Annotated in this window: 1 protein-coding gene and 1 pseudogene; one reads left to right on the top strand and one right to left on the bottom strand. The window is 41.1% G+C overall.

Annotation, left to right across the window (positions count from 1 at the left end; all coding sequences use genetic code 11):
- A pseudogene (locus SORDD16_RS11840) lies at positions 1–142 on the bottom strand (IS3 family transposase); the annotation flags it as partial.
- A gap of 119 nt (positions 143–261) precedes the next feature.
- Here SORDD16_RS11840 and dprA point away from each other — a divergent pair.
- On the top strand, positions 262–999 hold a 738-nt coding region (dprA, locus tag SORDD16_RS05355), incomplete at its 3' end, for a DNA-processing protein DprA (RefSeq protein WP_061452622.1).

Genomic DNA, 999 nt, shown 5'->3' with positions numbered 1-999 from the left:
CCAGCTCTTTTAACTTTTTTAAGTAAGCTACCTCGGTACGTAAGAGTTCATTCTCCTCTTGGAGTCGCTCTAGTTCTGTCATTTCTTCCCAAGTTTTCTTCCGTTTACGTCCCATTTTAGCTGCTCTCCCTCTTGTTTTCTTAGTTCATAGATTTGAACTTTATCTTCATAACTTAATTTCATAATAAAACACCCCAAAAGCCCTCTTTTTCATTTTTTTCACGAATAAATAAATGAGTAGAAAAAGAAATGGAGTTCCTTATGAAAATTGACAACTATGAAATCTATAAACTACGCAAAGCTGGACTGACCAATCAACAGGTTCTCAATGTATTGGAATACGGGGAGAGTTTTGATCAAGAGTTATTACTAGGAGATATTGTTGAAGTATCTGGTTGCCGCAATCCGGCTGTCTTTATGGAGCGTTATTTCCAGATAGATGATGGGCAGTTGGAGAAGGAGTTTCAAAAATTCCCATCATTCTCTATTTTAGACGACTGTTATCCTTGGGATTTGAGTGAAATTTATGATGCGCCAGCTCTTTTGTTTTATAAAGGGAATTTGGACTTGTTGAAGTTTCCGAAAGTTGCTGTTGTAGGGAGTCGTTCATGTTCTAGTCAGGGAGCAAAGTCGGTCCAGAAAGTCATCCAAGGTTTGGAAAACGAGTTGATCGTGGTCAGTGGCTTGGCTAAAGGGATTGATACGGCTGCCCATATGGCCGCACTCCAGAATGGTGGAAAAACCATTGCAGTGATTGGGACAGGACTGGATGTTTTCTATCCACGTGCTAATAAACGCTTGCAGGAACACATTGGTAATCATCATTTGGTTCTAAGTGAATATGGACCTGGTGAAGAACCTTTGAAATTTCACTTTCCAGCTCGTAATCGTATCATCGCTGGACTTTGTCGTGGGGTTATTGTGGCAGAGGCAAGGATGCGCTCAGGTAGTCTCATCACCTGTGAGCGTGCTATGGAAGAAGGGCGCGATGTCTTTTCT

This window comes from Streptococcus oralis (assembly GCF_001578945.1).
Lineage (GTDB): Bacteria > Bacillota > Bacilli > Lactobacillales > Streptococcaceae > Streptococcus > Streptococcus oralis_Q.
The sequence above is the reverse complement of the archived record's forward strand: the minus strand, read 5'-3'. Positions and strand labels throughout refer to the sequence as shown.